General features: G+C 42.3%; 21 protein-coding genes and 3 tRNA genes. 7 read left to right on the forward strand and 17 right to left on the reverse strand.

Annotation, left to right across the window (positions count from 1 at the left end; all coding sequences use genetic code 11):
- Positions 1-41: 41 nt before the first annotated feature.
- The 4 genes from fnr (at position 42) to R1T43_RS10980 (ending at position 3,949) form a co-directional block, all read left to right on the forward strand.
- Positions 42-782 carry a fumarate/nitrate reduction transcriptional regulator Fnr gene (gene fnr, locus R1T43_RS10965; RefSeq protein ID WP_211071860.1) on the forward strand — a complete coding sequence of 247 codons (741 nt, stop codon included), beginning with the start codon at positions 42-44 and terminating at the stop codon, positions 780-782.
- Positions 783-879: 97 nt separating this feature from the next.
- Positions 880-1,803, forward strand: a complete 924-nt coding sequence (gene uspE, locus R1T43_RS10970; RefSeq protein WP_317348819.1) for a universal stress protein UspE — start codon at positions 880-882, stop codon at positions 1,801-1,803.
- Positions 1,804-2,005: 202 nt separating this feature from the next.
- Positions 2,006-2,947, forward strand: coding sequence for a tRNA 2-thiocytidine(32) synthetase TtcA (ttcA, locus tag R1T43_RS10975; protein WP_317348821.1), 942 nt, complete (start codon positions 2,006-2,008; stop codon positions 2,945-2,947).
- On the forward strand, positions 2,948-3,949 hold the full coding sequence (locus R1T43_RS10980) for a patatin-like phospholipase family protein (RefSeq protein WP_211071857.1): 1,002 nt from the start codon (positions 2,948-2,950) through the stop codon (positions 3,947-3,949).
- Here the strand turns inward: R1T43_RS10980 and R1T43_RS10985 are convergent.
- The 8 genes from R1T43_RS10985 to R1T43_RS11020 all read right to left on the reverse strand — a co-directional run bounded on the left by R1T43_RS10985 (position 3,941) and on the right by R1T43_RS11020 (position 9,995).
- Positions 3,941-4,576, reverse strand: coding sequence for a DUF2987 domain-containing protein (locus tag R1T43_RS10985; RefSeq protein ID WP_317348824.1), 636 nt, complete (start codon positions 4,574-4,576; stop codon positions 3,941-3,943). The genes R1T43_RS10980 and R1T43_RS10985 overlap by 9 nt on opposite strands.
- Positions 4,573-5,364 (reverse strand): glucosaminidase domain-containing protein, encoded by a 792-nt coding sequence (locus R1T43_RS10990; RefSeq protein ID WP_211071914.1) that lies wholly within the window; start codon positions 5,362-5,364, stop codon positions 4,573-4,575. Before R1T43_RS10990 ends, R1T43_RS10985 begins: the two co-directional genes overlap by 4 nt.
- Entirely contained in the window at positions 5,357-6,118 is a 762-nt protein-coding gene (locus R1T43_RS10995; protein ID WP_317348826.1) for a stress protein, read from the reverse strand. Before R1T43_RS10995 ends, R1T43_RS10990 begins: the two co-directional genes overlap by 8 nt.
- Positions 6,119-6,256: 138 nt before the next feature.
- Positions 6,257-6,946, reverse strand: a complete 690-nt coding sequence (locus R1T43_RS11000; protein ID WP_317348827.1) for a LysE family translocator — start codon at positions 6,944-6,946, stop codon at positions 6,257-6,259.
- Positions 6,947-7,048: 102 nt separating this feature from the next.
- Positions 7,049-7,765: a Sir2 family NAD+-dependent deacetylase gene (gene cobB / locus R1T43_RS11005; protein ID WP_317348830.1), complete on the reverse strand. Its 717-nt coding sequence runs from the start codon at positions 7,763-7,765 to the stop codon at positions 7,049-7,051.
- A 60-nt stretch (positions 7,766-7,825) separates the two neighbouring features.
- Positions 7,826-8,650, reverse strand: a complete 825-nt coding sequence (locus R1T43_RS11010; protein ID WP_317348833.1) for a sulfurtransferase — start codon at positions 8,648-8,650, stop codon at positions 7,826-7,828.
- A gap of 77 nt (positions 8,651-8,727) precedes the next feature.
- Positions 8,728-9,222 (reverse strand): thiol peroxidase, encoded by a 495-nt coding sequence (gene tpx, locus R1T43_RS11015; protein WP_057791866.1) that lies wholly within the window; start codon positions 9,220-9,222, stop codon positions 8,728-8,730.
- Positions 9,223-9,287: 65 nt separating this feature from the next.
- Positions 9,288-9,995 (reverse strand): tRNA-uridine aminocarboxypropyltransferase, encoded by a 708-nt coding sequence (locus R1T43_RS11020; RefSeq protein ID WP_317348836.1) that lies wholly within the window; start codon positions 9,993-9,995, stop codon positions 9,288-9,290.
- 310 nt (positions 9,996-10,305) lie between these two features.
- Here R1T43_RS11020 and R1T43_RS11025 point away from each other — a divergent pair, with 310 nt between their 5' ends.
- From R1T43_RS11025 to R1T43_RS11035, 3 genes are all read left to right on the forward strand, one after another.
- A complete protein-coding gene (locus R1T43_RS11025; protein WP_317348837.1) occupies positions 10,306-11,436 on the forward strand; it encodes a DUF2589 domain-containing protein in 1,131 nt (376 codons plus the stop codon).
- 64 nt (positions 11,437-11,500) lie between these two features.
- Positions 11,501-12,178: a hypothetical protein gene (locus R1T43_RS11030; RefSeq protein ID WP_317348839.1), complete on the forward strand. Its 678-nt coding sequence runs from the start codon at positions 11,501-11,503 to the stop codon at positions 12,176-12,178.
- 1 nt (position 12,179) lies between these two features.
- Positions 12,180-13,127 (forward strand): DUF2589 domain-containing protein, encoded by a 948-nt coding sequence (locus R1T43_RS11035; RefSeq protein WP_317348842.1) that lies wholly within the window; start codon positions 12,180-12,182, stop codon positions 13,125-13,127.
- A gap of 397 nt (positions 13,128-13,524) precedes the next feature.
- Here the strand turns inward: R1T43_RS11035 and R1T43_RS11040 are convergent.
- The 9 genes from R1T43_RS11040 to ovoA form a co-directional block, all read right to left on the reverse strand.
- Positions 13,525-13,611: transfer RNA gene (locus R1T43_RS11040), tRNA-Leu, on the reverse strand.
- 62 nt (positions 13,612-13,673) lie between these two features.
- Positions 13,674-13,747, reverse strand: a tRNA-Cys gene (locus tag R1T43_RS11045).
- A 14-nt stretch (positions 13,748-13,761) separates the two neighbouring features.
- A tRNA-Gly gene (locus tag R1T43_RS11050) sits at positions 13,762-13,837 on the reverse strand.
- A gap of 151 nt (positions 13,838-13,988) precedes the next feature.
- Positions 13,989-14,567: a CDP-diacylglycerol--glycerol-3-phosphate 3-phosphatidyltransferase gene (gene pgsA, locus R1T43_RS11055; protein ID WP_317348843.1), complete on the reverse strand. Its 579-nt coding sequence runs from the start codon at positions 14,565-14,567 to the stop codon at positions 13,989-13,991.
- Positions 14,568-14,681: 114 nt separating this feature from the next.
- Positions 14,682-16,499 (reverse strand): excinuclease ABC subunit UvrC, encoded by a 1,818-nt coding sequence (gene uvrC, locus R1T43_RS11060; protein WP_211071848.1) that lies wholly within the window; start codon positions 16,497-16,499, stop codon positions 14,682-14,684.
- 6 nt (positions 16,500-16,505) lie between these two features.
- A complete protein-coding gene (gene uvrY / locus R1T43_RS11065; RefSeq protein ID WP_317348846.1) occupies positions 16,506-17,150 on the reverse strand; it encodes a UvrY/SirA/GacA family response regulator transcription factor in 645 nt (214 codons plus the stop codon).
- A 205-nt stretch (positions 17,151-17,355) separates the two neighbouring features.
- On the reverse strand, positions 17,356-18,081 hold the full coding sequence (locus R1T43_RS11070; RefSeq protein WP_317348849.1) for a pirin family protein: 726 nt from the start codon (positions 18,079-18,081) through the stop codon (positions 17,356-17,358).
- 247 nt (positions 18,082-18,328) lie between these two features.
- Positions 18,329-19,801: an aminotransferase class I/II-fold pyridoxal phosphate-dependent enzyme gene (locus R1T43_RS11075; RefSeq protein ID WP_317348851.1), complete on the reverse strand. Its 1,473-nt coding sequence runs from the start codon at positions 19,799-19,801 to the stop codon at positions 18,329-18,331.
- A gap of 61 nt (positions 19,802-19,862) precedes the next feature.
- Entirely contained in the window at positions 19,863-21,962 is a 2,100-nt protein-coding gene (gene ovoA / locus R1T43_RS11080) for a 5-histidylcysteine sulfoxide synthase (protein WP_317348853.1), read from the reverse strand.
- Positions 21,963-22,547 lie beyond the last annotated feature (585 nt).

The following is a 22,547-nucleotide window of genomic DNA, read 5'->3' on the forward strand; positions in this document are numbered from 1 at the left end:
GTAAGATTATATTAAGTCGACCCTATTTATAGTTTGAACCTATGAGCAAAGGAAGCCAATTCTCAATTCATTGTCAAAATTGCAGTTTCAGTCACTTATGTTTGCCCGTTGCGCTAAACAAGACTGAGATTGAATCTTTAGATGATATTATTGAGCGAAAGAAACCCCTTCACAAGAGTGATTTACTGGTAAAGTCGGGAGATACATTTAACTCTCTTTACGCAGTACGCACCGGCTCTTTTAAGTCTTTCGTCACCAACTCAGATGGTGAAGAGCAGATTACAGGTTTTCACTTTCCTGGCGATATTATCGGCTTTGACGCATTACGGGAAAACAAGCACCAAAGTTATGCTCAGGCATTAGAAACTGCGATGGTGTGCGAATTACCGTATGAAACCCTAGACGAGATGTCAGTTCAGTTCCCCAAGTTAAGACATCAAATAATGAGTTTTATGAGTGCGGAAATTAAACAAGATCATGACCTCATGATGTTGCTTAATAAGCGCTCAGCAGAAGAACGCCTATTGTATTTCCTCTCACAGCTTTCTCAACGTTTCGAAGAGCGTGGATTTTCAAACAAAGAATTTCACCTTACGATGACGCGAAATGAAATCGGAAACTACCTTGGTTTAACTATTGAAACCATTAGTCGCCTACTAAGCCGTTTTCAAAAAGAAAATATTATTCAGGTGGACGGTAAACTCATTACTATTTTAGATTTTGATGAGATGTCACGACGTTTATCGTCTGTGGTTGCACCTAATATTGCCTGTAATAGCTAATCTTCAAAGCTTTTGATCTAAAACAAGTTACGTAATAGCAAATAGGTATTACACTTAAATTGTAGCAACCAAAATTCTAACGATGTTTGGAGGGGTTATGATTAAGTATGAACGTATTTTAGCGGTCATTGAAGCCGATAGAGATACTCAACCTGCGCTTAGCCGTGCATACGAACTTGCCAAAAAGACAGGGGCTTCTGTCACCGCCATGCTGGTGGTTTACGATTTATCTTATGATATGACTACCATGCTCAGCCCTGATGATCGCGAAGCAATGCGCGATGCGGTCACTAAGGAACATGCGGGTTGGTTACGTAAAACCCTTAGCGATTTAGGGTTTGAAAAAACCGATATTGTTGTTGAATGGAACAACCGCGCCTTTGAAGCTGTGGTGCATTATGTAATAGATAACAATATAGACTTGGTTGTTAAAGCAACCAAACGCCATGACGATTTAGCTTCTGTTATTTTCACTCCAACAGACTGGCACCTACTTAGAAAATGTCCCTCCCCCGTATTGTTGGTAAAAGACCATGAATGGCCCGACAATGGTGAAATTATTGCGGCAGTCAATGTAGGCAGTGAAGACGACGAACATGCGCTACTCAACGACAAAATCACAGTCATTGCTAACGATTATGCCGCGCTACTCAGTGGCAACGTAAATTTGGTTAACAGCTATCCTGCTACACCGCTTAATATCGCGATTGAAGTTCCGGAGTTCGACCCTGATACGTACAACAACGCAGTAAAGCACCATCACGAACTTGAGATGAACAAACACAGCGAAAAGTATGCTATTGATAGTGAGCGCTGTTACGTTAAAGAAGGCCTACCTGAAAAAGTGATTCCAAGAATAGCCAAAGATATAGATGCCGAACTGGTGATCATAGGCACGGTTGGCCGAGTTGGTATTTCTGCGGCCCTTATAGGTAACACTGCTGAACATGTTATAGATGAGCTGGTGTGTGATGTACTGGCAATAAAACCAGACGGCTTTATTTCGCCTCTTTCACGCTAATAGATAAACATTTAAACACAGTCTGTTGGCACGGTTCGCTAGCGTAGCTTTGTAGCTTGAAGCGCTATTGGTTTTAGCCTTTAGCGCTATTGGCATTTTGTAGCAGCCCGTGCCAACAAGATACAAAAAATCTTAACCTCACACATTCAATTTTACTTGATTACTGTATAATGGTTTTTTTCGCAGTAACCAAGCTATTGATATGACCAGTGCAGGCACAAACCGTGCGGACGCTCCGTTAACCGCGTCTCAAAATAAACAAAAATACAGCTTTAACAAGCTACAAAAGCGACTTCGTCGAAATGTAGGCAAAGCGATTGCTGATTTCGGCATGATTGAAAACAACGATAAAGTCATGGTGTGCTTGTCTGGCGGTAAAGACAGTTACGCTATGCTTGATATTCTTATGTTTTTAAAGCGCATTGCGCCAATTCATTTTGACATTATTGCGGTTAACCTCGATCAAAAGCAGCCAGGATTTCCAGAGCACGTACTTCCTGAATACCTTGAAAGTGTGGGGGTAGAGTACAAAATCGTAGAAGAAGACACCTACTCTATTGTTATGGATAAAGTGCCAGAAGGTAAAACCACGTGCTCACTTTGTTCGCGATTACGTCGCGGCATTTTATACAGCACGGCAAAAAAATTAGGCGCCACTAAAATTGCACTCGGTCACCACCGTGATGACATGCTAGAAACCTTCTTTTTGAACATGTTTCATGGCGGTAAGCTTAAATCAATGCCACCGAAGTTGGTAAGCGATAATGGCGAGCATATTGTGATAAGACCTCTTGCCTATTGCACTGAAAAAGACATTCAGCGTTATTCTGATGCCGTAGAATTTCCAATCATTCCTTGCAATTTGTGCGGCTCTCAAGAGAATTTGCAGCGTCAGAACGTTAAGGCCATGCTACAAGATTGGGATCGCCGTTTCCCTGGGCGTATTGAGTCTATGTTCAGTGCGCTTCAAAATGTAGCGCCTTCGCATCTGGTCGATAAGAATTTGCACGACTTTAAAGGCATCTCTACACAGAACGGTCCAGTGGAAGATGGTGATATTGGTTTCGATCCACCCAGCTTTGAGTCACCCAGTGAGCCTACTGACGACACGGTTCAAGTTATCAATTTGATGGAATCAAACTAAATGAAAATAGGTCTAGCATTAGGTGCGGGAGCTGCAAGAGGTTGGACCCACATTGGTATTATTCAAGCATTAGAAAAGCTAGGTATTAAAATTGACGTGGTGGCAGGTTGTTCTATTGGAGCCTATGTTGGTGCTGCCTACGCCAGTGGCAAATTAGAAGGCCTTAAAGAGTGGTCTTGTTCTTTGTCAGATTGGCAGGTGCTTGCTTTGATGGGCGTTGGCTTACGTAGAGGCGGCATTGCTAGCGGGCAAAAAGTGTTTGATAAGCTTGCTAGCGAGTTTTGTGCCCCAACCTACGAAGCAATGGAGAAGCCGTTCGCTTCAGTGGCTACCGATTTGTACACAGGTCGTGAAGTGGTGTTTAGTTCCGGTGAGATTGGCAATACTATTCAAGCTTCGTGTGCTATTCCTGCCCTATTTGCCCCTGTAGCCCATGGCGATCGTTGGTTAGTAGATGGTGCGGTAGTTAATCCGGTGCCTGTTAATCTGTGTCGTCAGCTTGGTGCCGATTTTGTTATTGCCGTGAACCTGAATGCTGATTTCAGGCCCCTTAGGCTTGAGAAACTACGTCTAGATCACGAAGAGAATCAAAGGAAAACAGAAGACTTCTTCACTAAAAGCCAAAACGTGCTTAAGCAGTGGTTCTCACCTGATAGTAAAGATAAAGAAGAAACTGAAACCGACACCGAACATAGCGAACAAAACGAAGGCATTGCTAGCGAAGCTATTGAAGCCATAGAAGAAACGATTTCGCCGCCGCCAAATAAAGTCCCTAGAGGTAACCCTCCAGGAATTTTAAGTGTGATGAGTAGTTCGCTAGAGATACTACAAGCAAGGGTGACACGTTCACGTTTAGCGGGCGATCCGCCAGATATTCTTATCGAACCCCAACTAACCGACGTGGGTATTATGGAATTTCACCGTGCACAAGAGCTATGTGAAAAGGGTGAACAAACTATCACCCGTATTGCTGAGCAAATTAAGTATCAGCTATTAGCTTGATGCCATAGCGGTAACACGAAGGGGGGCTTTCGGTAGCGTAAGCCCTTTATTTTCGTTAATTTCACCTTGTTCTAAGTGAAGTATGCCGTTATTAATATGCAGGCCCTCTGGGGTTATATAATCCAGATTTTTATCATCAAATTGCAACATCAACCCTTTCACCGTTGGCATTAAGAACGACAAGAAACTGCCCATTTCATTAAAGAAAGCTTCATATTGGCCATAAATAAAATTCAGCTCTTCTTTTGTGTAACTGGCGGTTAGGTAGCTGCTTTTTGTTTCTAGCTGCACCGACATATCACACACATTAGCCGCTTCAGTTAAATCTATTCGCACGTAAGCATTTGCTAATTTTAGCGCTTTTTCTGTAGGTACAGTGAAGCGGTACTCATCGCTAATCTCTAACGGCATAGTTTGTTTGTCAGTGACTATTTCAGCATTGTTAATTTCACATAAACGCCCTTCACCAACACGCAGAAAACCAAAAGCGAATTGCAGGGCTTGAGTATCTTCGTTATCCAGTTTTTTTACGTGGCTATAAAAGCGGCTGTATTCAACATTAACCATTTCGGCGGCAACGCTAGAGGTGAGTAATGCGCCTATAAGCGCGCAAGCTATACGTTTCATTCAGTTAAGAACTCCTGGTTAAACCGGATCATGGTTTGTAATTCGTCTACATAGGCCGCGCCACGCTCAGAGTAGTTCATTAACCCCTCTGCCAAGGCGACGCCTGTAATGGGGATTTGATTTGCCCTTAACCGCTCTCTGATTTCTCGTAAATCGGTGTAGGCATCGTGCCTATTAAGGTTTCGCATATAAGTATAGGTAGCGCGAGAAAGGCTTGAAAACTTGGCTACCTCGTGCGTTGCGCCGGCATTTCGTTTACCTGGTACAAAGCCACAGCCTTTCACAAAGCACCATATACCAAAGAAGTTATAGCCTTTTTTGGCAAAACGACTGGTGCCCCATGCCGACTCATTCGCCGCTTGAACCAGCACCAATTCAGCAGGCAAAATATCAATTTTATGCAGCAAGGCAAGCAAGCGAGAGGTTAGCGGTTGGTCTGCCTTTACTCGGTACTCAGTTTGTAGCCACTCAAGACGGCTAATATCATCGTCGGTTAGCGGCTCTTCGTTTAAAGCCTTACGATACAAGGTTTGTATGTAGTGTCTAAGCGTAAGTAAATATGCATTTTGTTTTTCAACTTCAGGGCGTAAGTAATCAAAAAAGGCAGTCTTTTTTTCTTTAACGTCGGTATAAGCAGAAAAATCGGGAACAGGTTTAGTCGCTTCAGGTGTTTCAGGAATATCTAAAATATCGGGTTCGCGCTTAGTCAGTATAAGCGCGTTAATGACTATGACTGCTAATACAGCAATAGTAATTAAAACAATTTTTAGGGTTTCCCGTTTATGCATCGAAGCTCGACTCATTCGTTTTATTTTGAACAGTGTGGCTTGGTGTTGGTTCGCCCTCTTCACCAATCATCTCTTCATACAACAAGCCTAGCATGCTGAAATACAGGGGTAGAACCCACACAAGAGACAAACCTAGTGTTAACGGAACCGTGATAAATAATATAATGAAGACGGCAAAAACACCGGTTAACGGTGCCCAATATGCATTGAATACGCGGCACGATAAGATAATAGCGCGTAGTGGAGTTAACGATTTGTCGGCAACTAGCATCAGTGAAAAAGAGGTGGCCATCCATAAATACACACCGGGTGCGAATAACAACACCAAGCCGATTTGTACCACTATGCCATTCACCAGCTGTGTAAGCGCTAATGCGAATATTAAAGAGACGTAGCTGAAAATAGAAAATACCGTGGTCTTTTGACCTCTGGCGTGGCTTACCCCCATCATGTATAACCCGCCAATAAGTGGTGCAACAATGAAAATAGCGACTATTTCAATTAACGATTGGTGTTCAAAAACAAAAGTGCCATCGTCATTAAAAATGATGAACTTCTGAGCAACAAAACCAAGTGCGACAAACGTGAGAAATAAAACCAATGATGCTTGGAATAGGCTTGAAAAATTTGCTTTCACCAAACCATTAGCGCGGGAAAACAACGATTTAATATCGAAATCGTACTGCTTTGAAAGTGTTCTTTCTAGCTTGCTAGATGGCTGGTTATCTTTAAAAGGCATTTTATTGTCTGCCACACGTTCCTCTACTGCTGCTATCGAATTTAACCGCCGCATTATACATAAATATGGCGGTTAACCCCAATAACCACGCATTAGTTGATTAAATGTAATGCCTAGCGATTAGTTTCGAAGAATCGATCTCTGAGCGAAATGTTAGCCCAAAACTAATTTTGCGGCCAAACCAACCAATAAAACACCCATCGCGCGGTCGAGCCAGTACCCTTTTTTACCAATAAGTTGAGCAATTTTACTGGTGCTAAGTAGGTAGGATAAAAAGCAAAACCAAAGCCCTGTTGCGATAGCTAAATATATGCCATAGCCAAGTTTGATTGAAAAAGGCGTGTCGATATCAATAATAGCGGTGAAAAGTGATAAGAAAAACAAAGTCGCTTTAGGATTTAAACCATTCGTTAAAAAGCCAATCCAAAGTGCTTTTTGAGCAGAAATTAGTGGGCTAGCTTTGCTGTTATTAGCTGCCTCGGTGTTAGCTCGCCTGTTTTCAACAGAATTATCTATATTATTTACCGCAGCCTCGCCTTCTTCTGGTGGTTGGCTAGGCCCGCTTTTTAGTGCGCCATACGCAAGATATAAAAGATAACCTGCAGCAAGATAACTAAAGGTTTTAAACAGCCATGGCGTGGTGGCTATTACCACGCTTAATCCCACTAATGAATACCCAACGTGCAGCAAAATTGCGAGTCCAATGCCAATGCTGGTATAAATAGCAATACGGCGACCATACGCGAGGCTATTTCGAACGACTACTGCAAAGTCAGGGCCTGGACTAGCCACTGCAACAAGGTGTACTAGGGCAATGGTCAAAAATTCATTAAGGTAAGGCATGGGTTATTTCTATTACTCTGTATTTTTAAGCGCTCAGTTTACGTGAGCCTAAGTGCTAGTGAATAGGCTTTAGCGGTTTTTATCATTAAATCATCGGTTTATCTACAAATCATATTCTTCAATTAACCGAGCAACAAACTCTGGAACTATTTTAGTGGCACTACCGCTAATAGATTCATCGAATAAATAGTTGTTCGCACTGGGCTCTAAATTCAGTTCAATACATTTGGCGCCAGAATCTTTGGCATTAATCACAAACCCAGCGGCAGGATAGACATTACCTGAGGTTCCAATGGCTAAGAAGATATCGGCATTGGCAATAGCTTGGGCAACCTCATCCATATAAAGGGGCATTTCGCCAAACCATACAATGTCCGGCCTCAGTGTTGTGGTGTTACAGCAACCACAAAAACTCTGACCATCAAACGTTGTATAGCATTCGAATGCTTTATTCGTCGTTTCGCAGCGGCTGGACAGTAATTTTCCATGCATGTGTAAAATACGTTCACTACCCGCCCGTTCATGCAAATCGTCCACGTTTTGTGTAACCAACGTAAGTTGGCCTTTTAAAGCGCGTTCAAGTGTTGCTAGCGCTTCATGGGCTGCATTGGGCATAACCGCAGCGTTGGTGAGTTGCAGCCTTCGTTCATTGTAAAATCGATATACAAGGTCAGGGTTTCGTGCAAAAGCTTCGGGTGTGGCCACGTCTTCTACACTGTGCTCTTCCCATAATCCGTTGTTATCCCGAAATGTTTTTAATCCAGATTCAGCTGAAATTCCTGCACCAGTTAATATTACAACGCGAGGGGGTGTATTCATAAGCTCAATTCCTTTGAAATATATACACGTAACACGACTACCCTAACTTACATGATATTGTTAATCAGTCACCACTGGAAAAGTTGCATTTGCTCCCCATTCAGACCAAGAACCGTCGTAAATAGCAACATCACTTGCTCCACACATAAGTGCAGCTACGCCAATAATACACGCCGTAACCCCTGAACCACAGGTACAGATAATCGGCTTCGACAAATCAATGTCGGCATTGGCAAAAACGCTTTTTAATTCTTCAACGCTTAAGAAAAAGCCATTATCTAATAGCGCTGTGAATGGAAGATTGTAAGCGCCGGGCATATGCCCAGAACGAACCCCAGGGCGAGGCTCTGCCACTTTTCCGTAAAACCGAGCTTCACTTCTGGCGTCGACCAGTTGCGCATCGGTATTAATCGCTTGAATAACCGCGGAGCTATTAACGAACCATTTGCTCTGCGCATCACTTTCATACTTAAAATGTGAGGGAATTCGTTGTTCTGATACCGGTAAGCTCTTATCTTCCCAGGCTACTTGGCCGCCATTTAACAATTTTACGTTCTCATGCCCCATGGCCTTAAGCATCCACCAAACACGAGGGGCGCTGTACATGCCTCGGGTATCGTAAACCACGACAGACGATCGTTCGGTCAAACCTTGTCGCCCTAAGTACAAAGCAAAGTCAGATTCGGTTGGCATACTATGGGGGAAACCAGTGGTGTGATCACTGCCCTCGCCGTCTAAGTCTATATCCACAGAGTTTGGCAACACCATAGCATCACGAGAATCAGGCGTTTTGGTAACCGGGTCATCCATAACCGCCCGCACTAAAATGATGGGTTCATCTTGCAGTTGCGTGGCAAGTTGTTGAACATTAACTAACATCGACATATCACTCTCTCCATTGAAATGCCCACGTAACGCAGTGGGCATTACTGGTTTGAGCTATTTACGCTTTATACGCTTAATTACAAAGCAGCCATTGCTGAATCGTAGTTTGGTTCTTCAGTGGTTTCAGCCACTTGCTCGGTATAAAGTACCTTACCGTCGGTATCAATCACAACTACTGTTCGTGATAGCAGACCAGTTAGCGGCATTGAAGTGAACGCAACACCATAGTCGTCACCAAAGCTTGTACGGAAAGTAGAGCCGGTAATAACATTTTCAATACCTTCAGCACCACAGAAGCGGCCAGCTGCAAACGGTAAGTCGGCGGATACACAAATAACTTGTGTATTGTCTAGACCAGCGGCTTGTTCATTGAATTTACGCACTGACGTTGCACATGTACCCGTATCCACAGAAGGGAAAATGTTAAGAATAACGCGTTTACCCTTAAGATCAGCGAGGGTTACTTCACCTAAATCCGCTTTAACTAATGTGAAGTCTGGGGCTTGCTGCCCAACTTCTGGAAGCGAACCTACAGTTGAAACTGAATTACCTTGAAACGTAACTGTTGCCATGTTTTTCTCCTTGGGTTTTGATTGCTTAACCTTATAGTTAAGCGCGAATGCACGCAAGACAAGGGTTACTTAACTTGCGCCTTTGCAAATTCAATTTTGTGACTTAAATGGGGCTTCCCTTTTAAGTATTGATGTCGAAAAATACTGAAGTATTTGGCTAGCGCCGTAGCCGCTTCAACCTCACCTGCCAAATCTAACACGTTTATTCCCACCTCTGCAGTGCAATGCTGGAATTCCCGTGTAGATTCACGCAACAAGTAATTAGACGATATTTCTGGGGATACGCCCAGCACTGGAAAATTATCAAGGTACGGGCTTTTTCCAAACATTTTTCGCGCTTCACGCCACGTACCGTCTAAAAAAATAAACAACGGAATTTTATCTGTTTTAGCTTCTAACTTGGGTATGCAGCGTTCTGGCTCAGCATACTCGTGGGGAAATATAATAATGGGTTGATATTTAGGGTTGTTGAGCAACGCCAATAAATCCGCTTCAGGCTCTGTTCTGTGCCATACAAACGCGTAATTTTCTGCTACCACATCCGCAATTAACCTTCCTGTGTTGGTAGGCTTGTAGTACTCACCCTTATACATGATGAAGAGTACCGCACAGGATGCTTGTGGTTCAGGCTTATCAGCACAAATACATGCGTTTACCGGCAACAAACAAATATCGCAACGGATAACTTTACTACCACGGGCATTGAATGCTCGCTTGGCACGTTTAAGCTCAGACGTTCTAAGCGCTAAAATGGAATTAATATGTGAAGGCACGCAGTAAACTCAATCAGATTAGGACGATATGGTAGCACAGAGCGTGACTTACCGTTCCCCCTTATAACGCGAAAACCCTATAACTCATATTGCCATTTCATCACTTGCTACGTTCCGAAACAAAATCCCCAATGATTTAGAATAATTGATTTCTTTGAAAACAATTCATAAAACAGCACATTATGTAAACAGAAGGTTAACGGAAGGTTGGAAAATTTCATTGAATCTATGGTTATTGTGAATTTGTAATATTTTAACGAATGCTGTGTACAAGTTTTCCATAACCTTAATAAAATTTTGGAGAATTGAAATGGCTATAGATGTCACCCCTAACACCGTCGCGACCAACGCACTTCAAGCACTAGATTTTAGTTCACTTATAGGCGGGCCGATGGACGCAATAATCAAAGCTCAAGCTCTGGCAGCGAAAACCACCTATGAATTTATAAATGAAGTCTGTTTGACTATTGACCCCGATACAAACGAAAAGAAGCCGGTGAACGTCGTATTTACATATAACAATAACGGCCAAGAAGCCACATTAACGGTTCCTTTACTTGTTATTTTAACCATCCCTAGTATTGAAGTTTCAGAGTTTACGATTGATTTCATCGCAAACATATCTGCTGGTTCGTCATCTACTGAAGAAACTAGCTCAGACACTGAACTGGGAGTTGATGCATCAGCAGAAGCATCACTGGGTATAGGTCCTTTTAGTATTAAGGTTAAAGCAGAAGCTAATTATTCATCAAAACAGCATTCTAAAGCCGCACAAGAATCAAAGTACTCGGTTGAGTATACGATGAATGTAAATGTTAAAGGTGGCCAATCAGGTATGCCTACAGGCCTGCAAACCGTGCTTAATATCTTACAAGGTAGTGCAACAACAGTTGGAGTGGATGAGCAGGTATTAATTACCCCTGCCAATCTGAATATTGACAGAACGCCAAATGGGACTATCCAAGTCACCATGACCGACACTCAAGGGCGAAATGTTAAATCAGGTAAAGTTACCATTACTCCCGTCGGTGAAAATCCTTTCGAGTCAATTACCTTGATTAAGGGTAATGATCACGAAGAATTACAAGCTGAAGTAAATAACTTGGTAAGTGGTAAAAGACTAAATGTAACCAAGGACTTGATTAAAGCATTTAGGCGTAGAGATACAGGTCCTGAGACAAATGATGCAGATGCAGTCACAGGTTATACAAACAGGAAAGGCGTAGTTCAATTCCTTGTTACATTGTCAGAAAACGCGGTTGATTCTCAGGGAAAACTGAAAATAGAAGCGATGGTACCTATCGCAAATTCTGACAAGACTGAGCAAGAGATCATTGATTACACTTACACTGTGGTCACGAACACTGACCCTGTCGTTGAGGTTGAGGATCCCCCACCTCAAGGAACAAAAACGAGCTCAAAAGGCAAAGCTAAAGGATAAATATGCACTGAAACATTGATACGTTAATTAAGTTTAAATTCCTACTTACTAGGGGGGAGTAATTATGTCGGACATTTTGGAATCGGTTCTATCTTCGATATTGATAGATATGATCAACGCTCAAAACCAAGCTAATATTCGTTCGGCAGATATTGCCGAAAGCTATGTTGGATTGAATCGTAAGCATGAACTACTTCAGTACTTTGCTGTACCCACAGCGAATATAAAATCCTTTGATTTCGAGCTTAAATTTGGGCTTGAACAAACAGATTCACTAATCGGTGAGGGTATGAGCAAAGAACTGAGTGAATTGATTCATTCTGAGCTAAAGGCGTTTATTCAATCGTCATTGCAACATCACCAACTGCCAATTGAAGATGCAGATGCATTAAAAGCATTCATTTCATCAATTTGGAAGCGTGATGAGACAATCCCCCCTGCTTCTTTAAAATTTCAAAATAACAAAAAGTTAATTGACGATATTCGACAGTTTATTAAATCGCTACAACAATTAGTTCATGATTTTAGCGAGTCGAAACCGCTACTAGAAGTAAACGAATCTAATTCAGGTCTAAAGGCGTTACTTACTATCAGCGACCTTAATTCATATAACGATGACATACTCTGCTCAATCAACGTGAAAGCAGAAGTAGCCGGTATGAAAGCTGGATATGCAGATAAGGTAGGTGCTGAGGGCGGTGACGAAAATTCAAAACGAAAAATTTTCTTAGCAGGTACCTAGTATGGATAATTTTACCGAAGAGACTGTTATGTCGAATCTTTTCACTTTTGAGAAATTAGTCGAGTTTCCATTAACTTCGATTATTGAGTCGAGTGCTAACGGAAACAATACAACGCTAAATTTCTTAAATGAGTACTGCTTCACAAACACGAATGGAAAACGCGAAGCTGTTAAATTTGTATTTTACTATGATTATGTAAAAGGTGGAGCAGCTCAAACAATGCGGGTTGAAATACCCATCATATCCTTGATCACCATACCCTATTACACCATTAACTCAGCCCAATTCGAAATGGGCATTAACATACTAAGTTGGGTCGATGTATCGACCAAAACATGGGAGCAAGCGGATGAAAGTAAAAATGATAAAAAATTAATAGCTATGTTAGGGCCGTATGAATCTTCATCGTCTAAAGGAGACGCTCAGTCTGCTGAATCAACGCAGTACAGCAAAGTTAATACCAACATGAAGGTGAAAATGGATGTCGTTTCGTCAGATTTACCGTCAGGAATTTTACAACTACTAAATGTATCTAGCCAAGGCGTCGAAGGACATATTGCTTATGATTTAAAAATCAAGTCGAACACTTCTAGGCTATTAATGGATCAGGAGGAGGTTCCACTAACGTTAACATTAGTAAAAAACAATGATGAGTTTAATGACAGCTTAGCTGAAAGTGATGATATGGATTTAGTACCCTTAACGGTAACCTTAATTCCAAATGAAAAAGTAGAGTTAGAAAAGACTTTCGGTAAGAAAATCACCGTTGATAGTGGAGACATCGTGGGAAGTAGCTCTATAGAAAAAGTGCAAGTTCTCACAAACACGAATGGAGAAATAAAAGTTACGTTTCATCCTACCCTCAAAGAAGTGACAAACGGATTTATAAACGTATCGAGCCCATTAACGTCTAATATTAAAATTTACTTTAGGATATTAAAATCATGATTAATACTCAAAATACAGCACCCGGCATACCATGTCCCACAGAATCCTGTGGCCACAATATAAAGGTTTCATTACAAGATCTACTTTTTCAGAAGGTAGTAAAATGCCCTCACTGTTTAGTAGAACTAACAATGAATAGAGAAGCATCTAAAGAAACGATATCCGCCATGGCAGAGCTACATAATGCGTTGGAAAGTGCCGAAGCGGCCAAAACGTTTACAGGCAATTCTGTACGCCACCCATAAACTAAATAAATCTGTTTCGTTTTTTCTGAAAATACTATTTTAGACACAGATAGTGAATTAATGTTAGTGCGAAATAATTTATCGAAGTTTGGTAATACAGATAACTGCACGAAAAAAAGCTGAAACTGTTTTGAAATTAATCTTTAAAGAAATGGTGCCCGGGGCCGGACTTGAACCGGCACGTCATTACTGACGAGGGATTTTAAATCCCTTGTGTCTACCAATTTCACCACCCGGGCATCGGGGTAACCTTTCGGTTGGGGTGTCAGGCGTAGAAACCTGTTGTAGCATTAAAGCATTATGGAGGCGGAACCCGGAGTCGAACCGAGATCCACGGATTTGCAATCCGCTGCATAGCCATTCTGCCATTCCGCCGTAATACTAGACTTTGGAGCGGGAAACGAGATTCGAACTCGCGACCCCGACCTTGGCAAGGTCGTGCTCTACCAACTGAGCTATTCCCGCATTTAAAGTCTTACATTTCGTTTCGTTGTTGCCGTCTCGAAATGTGCGGTGAATTCTACCTGTAACGCTGAAAGTGTCAATACGAAAAACAAGGAAATATGCATTTTTGTGATCGTTTGCTACATTTTTATTCACATTGCTCAATAGACGATCAAATCTTATCTTTTAAACCCGCACTTAGGTGTGGCCACGCAGCACGTGAGTAGATAATCATTGACCAAATTGACAGCACTGCAGCGATATAAAGTAAAATATGTCCTAGGGTTACCCAATAAAGTGGAACGCCCATAAACGATTCAAGGCCAGACAATAATCCAATAATGGCTAACATTTGTGCAGTTGTTTTTGCTTTGCCAATAAATGACACTTTTACCGCTTCCCTCACACCATTTTGTCCCATCCACTCTCTAAGCGCTGAAACGTAAATTTCACGCACTAATAATGCAATGGCTGGAATGGTTATCCATAAACTGCCGTAACTGTGGGTAATCATTAATAGTGCCGCCCCAACAATGAGCTTATCGGCAACAGGATCGAGGAAAGCACCAAAAGGCGTAGATTGTTCAAGTTTTCGGGCTAGGTAACCATCGAACCAATCGGTAATAGCCGCAAGCCAGAAAATAAATGCGCCAGCTTCATGGGCCCAACGCCAATCAAGAAAATAAACACCAACAAACACAGGAATAAGGATTACTCTGAATAGAGTAATTAAATTTGGAACCGTCCACATAAATACATCTCAAAATTTTCGCCTATCATAGGCAGGTTTAGCGCGGCTTTTCTTAAGCCTTCAATTTTTAACAGATTACCGCAATTTACGTATTAATGCGCGTATTGGATGAGATTAAAGATGAAGATGGTCGTATATGGTGTCAGCTAACTCTTTGCTAATACCTGGTACGCTGGCAATTTCATCCTTACTGGCCTTCTTAAGCCCTTGCAGCCCGCCCATGTATTTCAACAGTGTTTGGCGACGTTTAGCCCCTACCCCAGGTATGGTTTCTAAACTTGATGTGGTTTTAACCTTTTGACGGCGGTTTCTGTGCCCTGTAATAGCAAAGCGGTGAGATTCATCTCGAATATGCTGAATAAGATGCAATGCGGGTGAGTGGCTATCCATAGGCACAGTATCGTGGCTATCGGCCAATATAATAGTTTCTAATCCCGGCTTACGAGTGGTGCCTTTCGCCACCCCTAGTAACATAGGCTTTTTATCATGAGGCCAATCTTCAAAGAAAGTTTCAGCCTGAGACAACTGCCCTTTGCCGCCATCAATAAGCAGCAAGTCTGGAATTTTTTGTACTTCTTTAACCGATTTATAGCGACGCTTAAGCGCTTGTGCCATGGCCGCGTAGTCATCGCCAGGGGTAATGCCTTCAATATTATAGCGGCGGTAATCGCTTTTAAGGGGTCCTTCACGATTAAACACCACGCAGGATGCCACCGTTTGTTCACCTGAGGTGTGGCTTATATCGAAACATTCCATACGCTGCAGTGGCGCATCTAACTCAAGCGCCGTTTCTAAATCGAGATAACGGGCAAATACCGATTTTTGTTCGCCGTACTGGGCTTCTAGTGCAGTTTCTGCATTGGCCTGTGCCAATTCTAAGTAGCGACGTTTCTCTTCACGTGCACCTTTGAAGAAATTCACTCGGTAGCCAGCTTCACTGCTAAGTAAATCGGCAATCGCTTCTTCATCAGACAACGCACTGGCAAATACCATTTGTTTAGGTATAAGTTTGTTGCCCGCTAAATAAAACTGCAATAAGAAGGATTCGAATATTTCTTGTTCATCGGCGGTGTTTGGGACTTTAGGAAAAAACGCTTTGCTTCCTAAAAGTTGGCTGTCACGAATAAACATCACTTGAATACACGCCATATTGCCTTTCACCGCAAAGCCAAATACATCCATTTCGTCTTGAGTACCGGCCACCCATTGTCGCTCTTGTACTTTGCGAAGCGTGTTGATTTGGTCGCGATAACGCGCTGCAGCTTCAAAGTTTAGTGCTTCGCTGGCCTTTTCCATTTTATCAACCAAGGTACCAATCACTTGTTGGTTTTTACCTTTAAGGAATAGCCTAGCAAGGTCTATCTGCTCGTTATATTCTTCGTCGCTAACGTAGCCTTCCACACAAGGCGCACTACATCTTTGCATTTGATATTGCAAACAGGGGCGACTTCTTGCGCGATAGTAACTGTCTTCACACTGACGTACTGGAAAAATACGCTGCATAGAACGCAAACTTTCACGAACTGCACCCGCACTAGGATAAGGACCGAAATATTCGCCCTTTTTCTTTTGCGGACCACGGTGAAACGATAAGCGTGGGTGCTGGTGATCAGATAGGAATATGAAGGGGTAGGATTTATCGTCACGCATGACCACGTTGTAACGCGGCTTGTACTTCTTAATGAAGTTGTTTTCTAGCAAAAACGCTTCTGTTTCGCTGTTTACAACGGTGACATCCATATTGGCAATTTGCATTACCAATGAGCGTGTTTTTGCATTATCGACATTCATTCGAAAATAGCTAGAAACACGCTTTTTAAGGTTCTTTGCTTTACCTACATAAATCACTTCTTCCTGGGCGTTATACATTCTGTATACGCCAGGCTGAGAAGTTAAATTTTTGAGAAACGCTGCGGAATCAAATGCAGACATACAGGCCTAAAGCAAATTCGAATCGATGAGTTTGTGGCGAAGCGCTAAGTGGGTTAATTCCACATCAGTGGTTACGCCTAACTTTTCAAACATACGATAACGGTATGTATTGACGGTTTTTGCGTTAATGCTTAGTTCAGTAGCAATATCAGGTACACGTTTGCCCTTGGTCAGGCGAAGCGCAATACTTAACTCTCTATCTGATAAATCATTGAACGGGTTGTCTGAATTTGGGGAAAGCTTATCGATGGCAATGCTGTTCGCAACTTCACTATCGATATACTTTTGCCCAGCAACCACTTTATGAATAGCTCGGATAACTTCTTCAGGTTCAGCATCTTTAGTTAAAAAACCAAAGGCACCTGCATTCATTACCTGCATAGGAATGGGGCTTTCTTTATGCATAGACAAACATATCACGCGTGTGTTCTCTGACATCCGCACAATGCGTTTGGTAGCTTCTAGCCCGCCAATGCCGAGCATATTTACGTCCATGAGTACCACATCTGGTGCGTTTTTTCGACATAGCTGTACGGCATCTTCGCCATTTTTAGCTTCAGCTATGATTGAAAAATCTACGACATCTTCCAGAATTCGGCGGATCCCTCTTCTGACCAAATCATGGTCATCTGCTAGGATTATCTTTATCACATGTATCTCACTGACTACGGTTTGCTTTCAAACAGAAAAGATCCGTAACCGTGGTGAATTCCACCAGTTACTTACCAATCATGCGTTCGTATCATACCACGACTACCGACTAGGTAAACTTTTCAGTGTAAATTTGTAGTAAGGAGATGTATAAAAACAATCATTAACGGACCTGATTGGTCAATAAAGGTACAGCACCGACATTTTAGCGAATAGCAGGTAAATCAAACCACAGTGCAAGCACATCATCATTGGCTAAAACCACTATTTTCTGTTTAGCGCCTAACCCGATGGCATCGCCTTTCGTTAAGGTTGTCATTTTATCGGATTTTACGTCGTTAACTGTCAATTCTCCTTTCACAATGTGCAAATAGCCCGCCCCCAAGGTTGCTGTAGATTCAACGGTTAAGTCAAAACTTTCCCCTTGGCTAAGGGCCAGTTTGCTAATGCGCGCTTCTTGATTAATTTTTAACGAGCCGTCTTGTCCAGACTCACTAACTAGCAGCTCTAACCCTTTTTTATCACTCACCGACTTTTGTAAATAAGCAGGCTTAACACCGGTAACGTTAGGCTCAATCCAAATTTGAATAAAATTAACTTCCTCAGAATCAGATGCATTCATTTCAGAATGCCGAATGCCCTTTCCTGCACTCATCACTTGAATATCACCAGCAGGGATAACATAGTCGTTCCCAGTACTGTCTTTATGTTTTAGCGCACCGCTAACCACAAAAGAGATAATTTCCATGTCACGATGCCCATGGGTTTCAAAGCCTCTAGCCGCCTGTACGATATCGTCGTTAAATACCCTTAATGCAGAGAACCCCATATGATTGGCGTCATAATACTGACCGAATGAAAAGCTATGTTTGCTGTTTAGCCAACCAAGATTGATGTTACCCCTTTCACTACCTTTACGAATGTATTGCATACTTAAATCCTTACATCGACTTTCATTTCCAAGCACCACTAGGGTGCTTGTATTCGATAATTAACTTTCAATACACAATATTGTAGTACCTAACCTGCGGGATAAAATTAGCGAAATTAGCACCGTTCATTCGTTTTTACAGAATGAATAGATTGGGGGAAGGCCTAGGCTCACGTAAATTTGGCTTAGGGTTTGGTATTAATTATCCTTCGCGCAGAACTACGACTACGTTGAAAGCGATAACTTATTAAGAAAACAATCTTAGTAGCGCCGTTTTTATAGCACTGGGATGGCAGGCTAAATTAAGACGCAAATAACCTGGAGCGTTAAAGCTTGCTCCATCTACGCCAATAACCCCTCGCTTACAGACTTCAACGAAAGTGTCATTTACAAAGCGTTGGTTCAAATTTAGCCACAAGAAATAACCAGCTTCGCCCAACGTAAAGGGTATTGTCGGGCTCAGTATATTCATTAACGCTTTCGTGTATTGTCGATTGAACGCAATAGCTTTTAGCACACACGCCAACCAATCATCAGCTTTTTCGTAAGCTGCAATGAGTGCAACTTTTGCTACGGGTGACGCCTCAAGATGGCAGCTGTCTATTTCTCGGGCAAACTTATCCCGCAATTCATCATTTGCGATAATGGCATACGACGCAGCGGGAATGGCTGATAAATTAAATGCTTTACCAGCACTGTTTATTCGAATAATTGTGTCTTGCGCAAATTGGCTATCTATCGCAAACGGTTTAATGGCACTCGTATTATTTCCATAATGCGTAATATGCTTGGTGTTGCTCTTGGTATTAGCAGCAGAATTAACAGTAGTATTAGCCATTGTATCGGTATCAACAAAGCCGAACTCACTGTGTACTTCATCTAGAATTAGCGTGATATTGTGAGTTTTACAAAAGCGGGCAATTTCATGCTGGAGCGATTCACTGAGCACTGTGCCTGTGGGGTTATTCGGGTGGCAAAGTACAAAGGCGCTACAATCTTCATCTAACAACGCCGTTATATTTTTTTCTAAACCTTTTTCATCACCTGCATCAGATCTGCCTTCATCACCAAGCTCGTTAGCATTGCTATCATTAATACTAATGTCATCAATACTAACATCAACCCGCTCTAGCCCTTGCGCCGCTATTCGTTCTCGAAGTGGGCCATAGGTAGGCGATAGCACCATGACTTTATCGCCCTTTGTCGTGCACACCTTCAAAGCGGTATAGACTGCCGCCATAACACTTGCCGTACTCACTACCGAATTGGCAGTAATGACCGCACCTTGCTTAGCGTAACGCGCTGCCACCACCTCACCAATATCAACTGATTGATATCCACAATGGGACGATACATATGCCGATATGGCATGGGCGATGTGTTTTGATGGCGCTGTGTCCATATCAGCTATCCACATGCTTACTGCGTTTTCTGGAGCATGAGGGAAGCGAGACGAAAGAGACGAAAACTTTAGGCGGTTGTTGCTTACTTGAACATCGCCATAGTCGCCATTGACGTTGCGATTATCGTTGTCGTCATGTTTGTATTCAATGTCACCGTGACACAAAGGTGTGTGCCACAGCGTTGAAAATTCATTAAATTCCTCAGAAAACAGGTAGTCGATATCGTCAACCTGTTGTTTCAACGCTGCGTTTGTATTTAAGCCGTTGTCTTTTATTTGTTCGGCGTCAGCCAAAGCGCCTTCCTTGCGTGCTTTCATTAATTACCTTAATTAGCTGTTGGCACAGAACACATAGCTCAAACGCTGTACACGCACAATACTATCGCTTTTTAAACACGTTAAATTCAGACAGTGTATGCTGGAATTTACGCTTCGTTTCACGAATAACAAAAGGTATTTCAGTGGGCGCCCCTACTCGCTCAAAGTTTTCTTTAAGGGTTGCTTCCAAAGCTTCGGTAGATGTTAGGGTTTCACCGTTCTCATCTTTGTAACCCCCTAACCATTCACTACGCTCTGTGTATTCTTCTAACCACGTAAATGGTGAAGCTATTACCAGCAAGCCGCCAGCATTTAGCCTTGCAGTAACATCGTTCAATACTTTCTTAGGGCTATACACTCTATCAAGCAAGTTACCCATAAAGATTAAATCGTAGCCTGTAAATTGAGGCTTCAAGTTACACGCATCGCCTTGGGCAAAGTGTACTTTATCCGCAGACTCCGCTAAGCCCATGTTGCTTAACTTACGCGCTTTAAATGACGTGAGTTCGCCCTCTTCAATAAGGTTATAGCGAATTTCGCCACGTTCTTGCATGGCAACGGCGGTTTTAATAAACCGAGCAGAAAAATCGATACCATCAACGTGATCAAAATAGGTAGCTAACTCAAACGACGACCGCCCTACCGCACAGCCTAAGTCTAGCGCTTTGCCGCCTTTGTTTTCCGGCATGTGGCTTAAACAAAAATGCGCACTCGCTTTAGCGAAGTTTTCTACATTGAAGTAAGTATCACCGTAGTGGAATTCACTGTATTGTGATACCTGTGTATCGCTTTCGTAATCCAAATCATTTACCTGTATGGGTAGCGCAGCTTCTACATAGCGAAAGCCTGCGTGTTGAAAGAAGTGACGGCGAAACGCATAACGGCTTTGTGCCATTGCCTCGTTCCCCGTAGATATCCAGCTTCCGCCTTTAATAAGGTTGTGTTTGTTGTCGAAGGTAGGCGTGGTGAAATCGTCGTACAGCGGGTGCACTTTAAACCCATCAAAGGGGTAAATTGGCGTTTCAGTCCACTGCCATACGTTGCCAACTACATCGTAAAAATCACCGCTTTGGTTAACATCAACCGGCTCACTAGACGCATACTTGCTTAACGCAATATTATAGCCGCCTGAATAGGTATTTTCGGTAACGCCTGCAAACTCACGTAAACGTAGCCATTCATCTTCAGTTGGAAGACGAATTAACGAACCCGTCTGCTCGCTTTTGTAATTACAGAAAGCTTTGGCTTCATGGTAATTCACATCCACGGGCCAATTAAGCGGTAACGGAAACGCATCTAGCATACTGCGATACAAATAACCGTTATCAGTCTTTACCCAAAAAGTCGGGTGAGCTGCTTTTGTGTACTCGCGCCACTTATTGCCTTCTTCTTCCCAATATTCTGAGTTTTCATACCCGCCAGCTTCTACAAACGCTAAGAACTCGGCATTACTAACAACAAATTGACTCGCTTTAAATTCCGTAACGTTTGCCTGATGATGACCATATTCGTTGTCCCACCCATACAAGGCGTCGTTCCATTGCTTGTTACATGTGACGTCGCCACTTGGCACATCAATTAATGTATTGGTAGGTGCACTGGATGAAACCTTACATCTAGGCCAATTTTCGTTGTCGGGTTTCACTTGGCTTATGGGTAGTTGACGAATAAGTACCGAGGATGTTTCTAAATGAATGCGTTCATGTTCAATACCCATCACTAGCGGCCACATTGGGCTATCCCAATTAATAGGCATACTAAAATCGAGGGTTTCTATTACCGATAACACGAGATCCCGCACTTGGCGGCGGTATTGACGCACTTCATCAACAGAAGGCCATGCGTAGTTTTCGTCGTTGAGATCATCCCAGCTCATTTCGTCTACACCAATGGCAAACAACGACTCGAATCTCGGGTTGATACGCTCAGTAATGGTTTTGGCCAGAATAAGTTTATTGATAAAAAAAGTAGCGGTATGGCCGAAATAAAAGATAAGTGGATGGCGAAGCTTTTCAGCACGCTGAAAATAGGCTTCATCGCTTGCTAGGCAAGTAAATAGGTTTTCGTAAGTATCAAACGAATCCGTAAAATACGCTTTGATTTCCTCACGCTTTTGCTCAACACTACCCTGACTCAAATTGAGCGTACTCATAGCCTGCATATCAATCCTCTATATTTATTCTTTTTCGTCAGTGGGCGTAACGGGTTGTCGATGCGTTCCACTTACACTTTCGTTTTAAGCATTAGCACTGTAATGAGTTATAACCTCTAAGTAATAACCTCTATATATCACTTACTATACACCTTAAATGCAATTGGACATTAGAGTGAAGCCCAGACCACACAACTGCAATCTAATCTATTTCTACAAATCTCAACAAGTGTACCTATTTACAACGGTCATAATATACAAAGCTAATAGTTAATCGTTTTTATCAGAATTATGTGACCAGTATGCGACTGACTCGTGAGCCTTTCTTAATTTCTCACTTTGTTTTATTAATGTTGGTCAGCCGGACACATTAGCCATAATGAATGTAGTAATTTTATAAGAGCTTATTACAAACTATAGACAGAGGAAGATCAGAAAAACTTTCAAGGAGTTGCAGTACTTTTTTACCGCCATTGGTGGTTTGTTAGTGCTTATATTCACGCAGTAGCGCTACCTAGTGGCTAGAACGCCTCCTACCCTTAATTATAGTTGTAGAATCATGAATTTTATTTAATTAAACATTCACAAAATTAT

The sequence above is a fragment of the Alteromonas sp. CI.11.F.A3 genome (genome assembly GCF_032925565.1).
Lineage (GTDB): Bacteria > Pseudomonadota > Gammaproteobacteria > Enterobacterales > Alteromonadaceae > Alteromonas.